8 protein-coding genes and 1 pseudogene are annotated in these 9307 nt (G+C 72.8%); 5 read left to right on the top strand and 4 right to left on the bottom strand.

Going from position 1 to position 9307, the window contains the following annotated elements:
• Nucleotides 1-430 (top strand): OsmC family protein (locus tag WMJ97_RS13025; protein ID WP_347349429.1); only part of this gene is annotated, 430 nt, incomplete at its 5' end.
• Nucleotides 431-527: 97 nt separating this feature from the next.
• Here the strand turns inward: WMJ97_RS13025 and WMJ97_RS13020 are convergent.
• On the bottom strand, nucleotides 528-818 hold the full coding sequence (locus tag WMJ97_RS13020; RefSeq protein ID WP_347349428.1) for a hypothetical protein: 291 nt from the start codon (nucleotides 816-818) through the stop codon (nucleotides 528-530).
• Between the two features lie 17 nt (nucleotides 819-835).
• Entirely contained in the window at nucleotides 836-2545 is a 1710-nt protein-coding gene (locus WMJ97_RS13015) for a sodium:solute symporter family protein (protein WP_347349431.1), read from the bottom strand.
• Nucleotides 2546-2777: 232 nt separating this feature from the next.
• Here WMJ97_RS13015 and galK point away from each other — a divergent pair, with 232 nt between their 5' ends.
• From galK to WMJ97_RS12995, 4 genes and pseudogenes are all read left to right on the top strand, one after another.
• Nucleotides 2778-3971 (top strand): galactokinase, encoded by a 1194-nt coding sequence (gene galK / locus WMJ97_RS13010; protein WP_347349427.1) that lies wholly within the window; start codon nucleotides 2778-2780, stop codon nucleotides 3969-3971.
• A gap of 54 nt (nucleotides 3972-4025) precedes the next feature.
• Nucleotides 4026-5399, top strand: a pseudogene (locus WMJ97_RS13005) (UTP--glucose-1-phosphate uridylyltransferase); the annotation flags it as partial.
• Entirely contained in the window at nucleotides 5373-6326 is a 954-nt protein-coding gene (locus WMJ97_RS13000; RefSeq protein WP_347349430.1) for an aldose 1-epimerase family protein, read from the top strand. The pseudogene WMJ97_RS13005 and the gene WMJ97_RS13000, both read left to right, overlap by 27 nt.
• Nucleotide 6327: 1 nt before the next feature.
• On the top strand, nucleotides 6328-7371 hold the full coding sequence (locus WMJ97_RS12995) for a LacI family DNA-binding transcriptional regulator (protein WP_347349426.1): 1044 nt from the start codon (nucleotides 6328-6330) through the stop codon (nucleotides 7369-7371).
• Nucleotides 7372-7410: 39 nt separating this feature from the next.
• Here WMJ97_RS12995 and WMJ97_RS12990 read toward each other — a convergent pair whose 3' ends face one another.
• Nucleotides 7411-7626, bottom strand: coding sequence for a hypothetical protein (locus tag WMJ97_RS12990; protein ID WP_347349425.1), 216 nt, complete (start codon nucleotides 7624-7626; stop codon nucleotides 7411-7413).
• Between the two features lie 362 nt (nucleotides 7627-7988).
• On the bottom strand, nucleotides 7989-9307 hold a 1319-nt coding region (locus WMJ97_RS12985; RefSeq protein WP_347349424.1), incomplete at its 5' end, for an ABC transporter permease.

Genomic DNA, 9307 nt, shown 5'->3' with positions numbered 1-9307 from the left:
CACCGGGAGCGGGACCAGTTCCCACCGCGCCTACTCGCGCGACCACGAGCTCTCCGCCGCGGGGGTCCCTGTCATCGCCGCCTCCGCCGACCCGGCCTTCCGCGGCGACCCCGCACGGTGGAATCCCGAACAACTATTCGTGGCATCGATCGCGCAGTGCCACATGCTTTGGTACCTCAGCCTCGCCGCCGCCGAGGGGATCGTCGTCACCGCCTATGAAGATCATCCGACCGGCTTGATGACCGAGGAGCCCGGCGGCGCCGGGCAGTTCACCAGGGTCACCCTGCACCCGGTCGTGACCATCACGCCGGACAGCGACGCCGCCCGGGCCGAGGCGCTTCATCATCGTGTCGGCGATTATTGCTTCATCGCACGGTCGGTGAAAACGCCCGTCTATCACGACGTCACGGTCAAACGCGCGACCACCTAGGGCGCACCCCAGGCACGCGAAAAGCGTTCCCGCGGGAACGTTTTTCGGGGGTCCGCGGCGTTCCCGCGGGAACGCCGCGGACCCGGGTGGGCGTCCGTCAGCGATCAGCCGGGCGCCCGGGGGCCGACGGCAGCTTGCTTTCGTCGACGATGATCGGACGCAACCGCGCCCAGAGGGCGAAGAAGCCGCCCACGGCGAGCAGCGCGACGCCGGCGATCAGGTTGGCGTTGACACCGCCCGTCTTGTCGTAGGCCGGGTCTCCGAAGACGCCGGTGGCCGTCAGGATGACGCCGTAGATCAGCAGGAGCAGCCCGATGATCATGCGGATGTCGAAGACTCCCGCGGAGTGTTTGGTCGGGGTGGATGCCTGGTGTGACGAGTGAGACATGGTCTTCCTCCAATCGGTCAGAGGGCGAGGTTCAGGATGATGACGAGCACCAGGGACAGACCGGCCAGCGGCAGCGTCCGGCGGTACCAGGGCAGCGTCTTCTCGTGCGGGTCGACGAGGTGCTCGCGCGGGGTCTCCGAGTAGACGAGCCCCACGAGTTGCTCGGCCGGCTTCGGCTTGGTCGCGAGCGACACGACGATGCTGACGAGGACGTCCATGACGAAGCCCACGGACGCCGCGAGGAACGCGGTGCCCTGGCCCGGCAGATGGAAGATCCCGGCCTGCGCCATGCCCCACACCGTGACGGCGCTGACCGTGCCGGTGACGAGGCCCACCCAGCCGGCGGTCGGCGTCATGCGGCGCCAGAACATGCCCACGATGAACGTCGCGAACAGGGGCGCGTTGAAGAAGCCGAAGAGGGTCTGCAGGTAGTCCATGATGTTGGAGAAACTCGACGCGATCAGCGCGGTGAAGATCGCGATCACGGTGGCGATCACGGTGGCGGCGCGGCCGGTCTTCACGTAGTAGTCGTCGGGGCGGTCCTTGACGACGTAGTGCTGCCAGATGTCGACGCTGAACACCGTGTTGAACGCGGAGATGTTCGCGGCCATACCGGCCATGAACGCGGCGAGCAGGCCGGTGATGGCGAGGCCGATCAGGCCGTTCGGCAGCAGGTCGCGCATCATGAACAGCAGGGCGTCGTTGTACGTGACGGCCCCACCGGACGACCCGCCGACCGGGTGACCGCCCGCCTTGAGGTCGGCGATCTCGACGACGAGCACGCTGGCGAGCATGCCGGGCACGATCGTGATGAACGGGACGAACATCTTCGGGAACGTGCCGATGATCGGCGTCTTGCGCGCCGCCGACAGCGACTCGGACGCCATGGCGCGCTGCACCTCGACGAAGTTCGTCGTCCAGTAACCGAACGACAGGACGAACCCCAGGCCGAACACGATGCCGATCACCGAAACCACCGGGTTGTCGAAGCCCGACAGCGCCTGGCCGGGCCAGCTGTTGAGCTGCTCGACGGCCGGCGGGACGCCTGCCTCCGGCGGCGCGGACGCCGCGGCGGCGGTGATGCGCTCGACCATCCCCTGCCAGCCGCCGACCTTGTGCAGGCCCAGCAGCACGAGCGGCAGCAGCGACGCGACGATCACGAAGAACTGCAGCACCTCGTTGTAGATCGCCGCCGACAACCCGCCGAACGTGATGTAGGACAGCACGATCGCGGCCGCGACGATGAGCGCGACCCACAGCGGCCAGCCCAGCAGCGCGTGGACGATGCTGCCCAACAGGTAGAGGTTGATGCCGGCGATGAGCAACTGCGCGAGCGCGAACGAGATCGCGTTCACGAGGTGGGCGCCCGGCCCGAAGCGGCGCAGCATGAACTCCGGCACCGACCGGACCTTCGACCCGTAGTAGAACGGCATCATCACGATGCCGAGGAACAGCATCGCGGGGATCGCGCCGATCCAGAAGTAGTGGACCGTCGGCAGGCCGATCTCGGCCCCCGTCGCCGACATGCCCATGATCTCGACGGCGCCGAGGTTGGCCGAGACGAACGCGAGCCCGGTCACCCAGGCCGGCAGCGAGCGGCCGGAGAGGAAGAAGTCGAGGGAACCCGAGACCTGGCGGCGCGCCAGCACCCCGATCCCCAGGACGAAGGCGAAGTACGTCGCCAGGATGATGTAGTCGACCGCGTTGGCCTGGATGAGCGTTTCCATCGGCGCCACGGCATCTCCTTTCGCATGATGAATAAAACCGCGTTTCTGGCGCCTCAACCATCGAAGATGGAGATGTTTGCGTCACCATTGCCGCAGATGTCTAGATCTTGAACCTGCCGCGAACGTGTGTCAAGCTGATTGCGACGCCGATGGTGACGCAAACATTCACCAGACCGGCCACCGGCTAGAGCACCGCCGGCCGGCGGCCCCACGACGAGACGAAGGAGTCGGCATGGACGCCGAACGCCAGGCATGGACCACCGCGAAAGGCGAGCGCTCGGCGCGCTCGCTGTTCGGCAAGGCCTTCGGTGGGCATCCCGACGGGGTGTGGGCGTCCCCCGGGCGCGTCAACCTCGTCGGCGAGCACACCGACTACAACGGCGGCCTCTGCCTGCCGATCGCGCTGCCCCACCGCACCTACGCGGCCGTCCGCCGGCGCGACGACGACCGCGTCCGCATGATCTCGGGCCTCGACGACGGCGACCTGTGGGTCGGGTCGCTCGACGACCTCGCCCCGAACAGGGTCGAGGGCTGGGTCGCCTACTGCGGCGGGCCGGCCTGGGCGCTGCGCGAGGCGGGCGTCGCCGTGTCCGGGTTCGACGTCGCCGTCACCTCCTGCGTGCCGCTGGGCGCGGGGCTGTCGTCGTCGGCCGCGATCGAGTGCGCGGTGGGCCTCGCGCTCGCCGAGCTCGCCGGCGTCCCCCTCGATCGGTCGGACGCCGACCGCGCCACGCTCGCCGGGCTGTGCGTCCGCGCGGAGAACGAGGTGGCCGGCGCGCCCACGGGCGGAATGGACCAGGCGGCGTCCCTGCGCGCGACCGCCGGTCACGCGCTGCTGTTGGACTGCCTGGACGGCTCGGTCCGGCAGGTGCCGCTCGACCTCGCGGACGCCGGCCTGCGGCTGCTCGTCATCGACACCCGCGCCAGCCACGCTCTGGGCGACGGGCAGTACGGCAACCGCCGCGCGAGCTGCGAGGCGGCCGCCGGGCGGCTGGGCGTCGGGACGCTGCGCGAGATCACCGACCTCACCGCGGCGCTGGCGGCGCTCGACGACGACGAGACCCGCTGCCGCGTCCGGCACGTCGTCACGGAGATCGCCCGCGTCACCGCGTTCGTCGCCCGCGCGGAGGCCGGCGACTGGGCGGCGGCCGGCGTCCTGATGAACGAGTCGCACGACTCCCTGCGCGACGACTACGAGGTGAGCTGCGTCGAGCTCGACGTCGCGGTCGACGCCGCCCGGGCCGCCGGGGCGCTCGGCGCGCGCATGACGGGCGGCGGCTTCGGCGGCAGCGCGATCGCGCTGGTGCGCGACGGCGACGCGGACGCCGTGGCCGAGGCCGTCCTCGACGCGGCCCGCGAGCGCGGGCTGACCCAGCCGGAGATCCATCGGGCCGTGCCGTCGGCGGGCGGCGAACGGGTCGGCTGAGCCGCCGGACGCACGAACCCACACGACCACACGAGAGGCCAGGAGGACGAGACCATGAGCGAAGCGGGGCTGCGAGCCGCCCGCACGAAGATGCGCTCGGCGAAGGTGAGCCCGGCGGCGATCCGGGTGTTCGAGCACTACTACGCCCAGCTCGAGCGCGGCGAGACGGGGCTGATCCCCGAGGCGGACATCGAGCCGCTGGTCGATCTGCCGACGATCGAGACCCTCCCCGACGACCCGGCGGCGGCGTCCGAGGCCCTGGGAAAGACGGTCCTGATCAGGCCGAACGGCGGGCTGGGGACGTCCATGGGCATGAGCCGCGCCAAGTCGCTGCTGCCGGTCCGTGACGGGCTGAGCTTCCTCGACCTCATCGTCGCGCAGGTGCGGCACGCGCGCGCCGCCACGGGCGCGCGGCTGCCCCTGCTGCTGATGAACTCGTTCCGGACGCAGGCCGACACCCTGCGCGCGCTCGAGCGCTACCCCGACCTGCCGGTGGACGGCCTGCCGCTCGATTTCCTGCAGAACTCCGAGCCGAAGATCCTGGCCGACGACCTGACGCCCGCGTCCTGGCCCGCCGACCGCTCGCTGGAGTGGTGCCCGCCCGGGCACGGCGACATCTACACCGCCCTGTTCGGCGACGGGCTGCTGGAGCGGCTGCTCGACCTCGGCTACCGGTACGCGGCGACCGCCAACGCCGACAACCTGGGCGCTGCGCCCGACGGACGCATCGCCGCCTGGTTCGCGGCCTCCGGCGCGCCGTACGCCGCCGAGGTCACCCCCCGGACGCCCGCCGACCTCAAGGGCGGGCACCTGGCGGTCCGGCGCTCCGACGGGCGCGTCATCCTGCGCGAGACCGCACAGACCGCGCCCGAGGAGATGCGGTACTTCACCGACGGCGACCGCCACCCGTACGCGCACACGAACAACCTGTGGTTCGACCTGGAGGCCCTGCACCGCGCCCTCACCGAGCGCGAGGGGCTGCTGGGGCTGCCGCTGATCCGCAACGCCAAGACGCTCGACCCGACTGATCCGGACTCGCCGGCGGTCTACCAGATCGAGACCGCGATGGGCGCGGCCATCGGCTCGTTCCCGGGGGCGACGGCGCTCGTCGTCGGGCGCGACCGGTTCCTGCCGGTGAAGACGACGAACGACCTGATGGTCGTCCGGTCGGACGCCTACGCGCTGGGCCGCGACGGCGTCCCGCGGCTCGTCGCCGATCGGACGCCGCTCGTGACGCTGGACTCCCGGCACTACCGGCGCATCGCCGACTTCGACGCGCACTTCCCGCACGGGACGCCGTCGCTGCGCGAGGCGTCGTCCCTGTCCGTCGCGGGCGCGTGGACGTTCGGCTCCGGCGTCCGGGCGCGCGGAGACGCGGCGCTCGCCGACCCCGGCGAGCCGGTGTCCGTGCCGGACTACGCGGTCGTGGACGCCGGAGGCGTCCGGCGGACCGCGCCTCGGCCGACGGGTGCGCAGTACGAGCTGCGCCACGGCGACCAGGTCGCGGTCGTGACCGAGGTCGGCGCGCACCTGCGGCAGTACCGCGTGGGCGAGCGGGACGTCATCGTCCCGTTCGGCGAGGACGACCTGCCGTCGGCCGTGCACGGCGGCGTCCTGTGGCCGTGGCCCAACCGGATCCGCGACGGGCGGTACGCGGTCGACGGCGTGGAGTACCAGCTCGACCTGTCCGAACCCGAGCGCCACAACGCCATTCACGGGCTCGTGCGATCCACCCGCTGGACGCTCGCCGGCCGCGGGCCCGGCTGGCTGACGCTCACCCTGGACCTCCTCCCGAGCGTGGGCTACCCGTTCGCCCTGCGCGCCGAGCTGCGGTACGCGCTCGGCGACGACGGGCTGGAGGCCACGCTCACCACGACGAACCTCACGGACGCCGCCGCCCCCCTCGGCGTCGGCTTCCACCCGTGGCTCTCCCCCGGCGCCCACCGCCTCGACGACTGCACGCTGCAGGTGGACGCCGGCCGCTGGGTCCGCGCGGACGACCGCCTGCTGCCGGTCGAGGAGACGGCCCTCCCCGCCGAGTTCGACTTCCGTCAGGCGCGCCCACTGGGCGCTACGGTTCTCGACGACGGCTTCGTGGACGTCCCCCAGGGGCGGGCGTGGGTGCGGCTCACCGACCCCGACGGCGTCCAGGCGGCGTGCTGGTTCGAGGAGGGGTTCGCGTGTTGGCAGTTGTGCACCGGGGACGGCCTGCCGGGCGCCGCGCGCGCCGGGCTGGCCGCCGAGCCGATGACCTGCACCGCGGACGCCTTCCGCACCGGCGACCGGCTGGTGCGGCTGGAGCCGTGGGCGTCCCACACCTGCCGGTTCGGGCTGTCGCTCACGCGGGCCGACTAGCGTGAACGAGCCGGCCCGGCGGCCCCGACGGGGCGGCGTCCGGTGGGCGCACCTCGCGACGGCGCGCGACGTCGCGGCTGTCGCCGGGGTGTCGGCGCAGACGGTGTCGCGGGTGGCGAACGGGGCGGGCAACGTGCGTCCGGAGACGCGCCAGCGCGTCCTGCAGGCGATGGAGACGGTCGGCTATACGCCCAACGCGGCCGCCCGGACGCTGCGCTCGGGGCGCGCCGACACCCTCGGCCTGGTCGTGCACCACCTCACGCGGACGGGCGAGGCGCACGTCGTCGCGGCCGTCGCCGAGACCGCCCACGCGCGCGGCTACGCCGTCACCCTCGTGGACGCCTCCAGCGCGTCGGTGGGCGACCTCAACCAGGCGATCTTCCGGCTGCCGCAGGGGGTGGCTGGGCTCGTCGTGCTCGGCTTGGAGACCGCCGACCTCGACGGGCTGCAGCCGCCGGCGCGCGTGCCGGTGGTCGTGGCGGATTCGCGGACGTCCGCGCTGCCGTCCGTCGGGTTCGACCAGGCCGGCGGCGCGCGCCTGGCCGTGGAGCACCTGCTCGGGCTCGGACACCGCACGGTCCACCTGCTCGCGGGCCCTGACGACTCGCTGCAGGCGTCCCAGCGCGCCGAGGGTTGGCGCGCGGCGCTGACGGCCGCGGGGCGTCCGGTTCCGGGGATCGTCCGCGGCGACTGGACGCCGGCGTCCGGCTACGCGGGCGGCCGCGCCCTCGCGGCCGACACGGACGTGACGGCCGTGTTCGCCGCGAACGACGAGATGGCCGCCGGGCTGCTGCGCGCCCTCCACGAGGCCGGGAGGCGCGTCCCCGAGGACGTCTCGGTGGTCGGGTTCGACGACATCATGGGCGAGTATCTGTGGCCGCCGCTGACGACGGTCCGGCAGGACTTCGCGGCGATCGGTGAGAACCTCGTCCGGCTGCTGCTGAGCCGGGTCGACCCGGACGTCGTGGGCGACCCGGTCACCACCCTCGTGCCGGCCACCTTGATCGTGCGTGCCAGCAGCGGGCCGGGGCCGCGGTCGAGCTGAGGCGGGCCGCGTCACGGCGTGGGCGGGCCGGGGTCGGCGTTAGGGTGTCACGCGCTCGCAGCGACGGATCCAGCGCCAAGCCGGAAAGGCAAGGGCGAGGGCGGAGAGGACAAAGAAGAGCGCATCGACGCCCGGCGGATCCGCCCATGGGCCCCATGCGAACATGGCTGCTGCGACGGCGACGGTGATGAGCGTCGCTGCCACCAACCCCAGGGCGACCTCCGCAATAAAGCGCCCCATCATCACTTGCACCACACGTTGACAATCCAAGCATTGCCGCCGGTTCCACTCACCTTCACCCATCCTGCTCGGGTGAACGTGTAACTAAAGGGGCCGAAGGTTGCTCGCGCTAGGGAGGCTCTGGGGGTGGGGTGCATGGAATCTTTCCTCCTCGTGAAGCCGAGCAAGGAGGCACGGCAGTTCTACGGTATCCGTGGCGGAGCTCTCTTCCCAGAGCGGCGAGTCGCAAGACACGCACAGTTCGCCTGCCTGTCCGTTTGTCGCTTCCGGACGTGTCCTTCGCCCCCCCCACACACGAGCCGATCGGACGATCACCGAGTGTGGCGCGCGCAAGAGGCCCACGGGCGAGAATCCCGGGCGAATAGAGGGACGCCCCTCTATTCGGACGCCAACGCCGTGGCCGGGCTGACGCGGGCGGCGCGGCGTCCGGGGAGGACGGAGGCCAGCCAGCCGGCCGCCAGGGTGACCGCCGCCACCACGGCGAGCCGGTCCCACGGGACGACGAGCGGCAGGTCCGCGACATGCCGGGCCAGCAGCGCACGCGCCCCCGCCCAGCCGTAGCCGACGCCGAGCCCCAGCCCTAGCACCACGGCGACGGCGGCCAAGAGCAGCGCCTCGATCCCCAGCGAACTCCGCACCTGCCGCCGGGTGAGGCCGAGGGCCCGCAGCAGCCCGATCTCCCGCCGGCGCTCCAGCACCGACAACCCGAGCGTGTTGCCGACGCCCACCAGCGAGATGACGACGGCCACCGCCAGCAGCCCGGTGACGACCAGCAGGACGACGCCCACCTGGTCGGCCGTCTCCTGCCGCGACTCGGCGACCGGCTGGATGAGGACGGAGCCGGAGGCACGCTGCACCGCGTCGACGACGCGTCCGGACGCCGCCCGCACGTCGCCGGTGGGCGCGAACCGCACGTACAGCGCCTCGACGCCCGGGCCGACGCGCCGCAGGTCCGCGGGCGTCACGACCGCGTAGCCCACGTGGTCGGCGGCCACCGACGCGCGCAGCCGCACCGTGCGCGTCCCCTCGCCCAGGGTGACCTCGGCGCCGTCGGGGACGCCCGCGGCCGTCGGCAGCAGGACGACTCCCGACGCCAGCCCGGCGAAGGCGTCCGGACGCCGCGTCGCCCGGATCGCCTCCGGGCTGACGGCGAGCACCGGCTCGTCGAGCGCCCCGCCGGCGTGGCGCGCCTCGCTCTCGGTGTTCCACACCGACCCGGACGCGGCCACGTCGCGCGAGCCCGCGACCGCGGCCCGCGCCGCCGCCGGCACCTCCCCCTGCCGGATGCCGACGATGAGGTCGACCGGACGCCGCCGGTCCAGCTCGTCGGTCACCGCCCGCTCGGCGGTGGCCGCGCCCACCGACATCATGGTGATCAGCGTCACCCCCACCAGCAGCGCGGACGCCGTCGCCGCGGCCCGCCCCGGGTTCCGTCGGGCGTTGTCGGAGGCCAGTTTGCCCGGCACTCTGGCCAGCCCGGCGGCCACGGCTCCGAGCAGCCGCGCGACGCCCGGCACGAGCACGACGGCCACCACGAGGACGCCCGCGAAGCTCACGAGCCCGCCGGCGACGCCGATCAGCACCTCCCCCGCGGACGCCCCCACGACGAGCGCCGCGACCCCCGCCGCCACCAGCAGGACGCCGACCGCCACCCGCACCCGGCCCGCGCGCCGGGCGACGCCGGCGTCCGCCGGAC

Source organism: Nigerium sp., from assembly GCF_039811905.1.
Lineage (GTDB): Bacteria > Actinomycetota > Actinomycetes > Propionibacteriales > Propionibacteriaceae > Propioniciclava.
Note: the sequence above shows the minus strand (reverse complement) of the source record. Positions and strands in the feature narration are given on the sequence as shown.

Excerpts from the sequence above, each read along its gene's own strand:
- WMJ97_RS13015 (WP_347349431.1), bottom strand. The coding sequence starts at position 2,545 with ATGGAAACGCTCATCCAGGCCAACGCGGTCGACTACATCATCCTGGCG.
- WMJ97_RS13020 (WP_347349428.1), bottom strand. The coding sequence starts at position 818 with ATGTCTCACTCGTCACACCAGGCATCCACCCCGACCAAACACTCCGCG.
- galK (WP_347349427.1), top strand. The coding sequence starts at position 2,778 with ATGGACGCCGAACGCCAGGCATGGACCACCGCGAAAGGCGAGCGCTCG.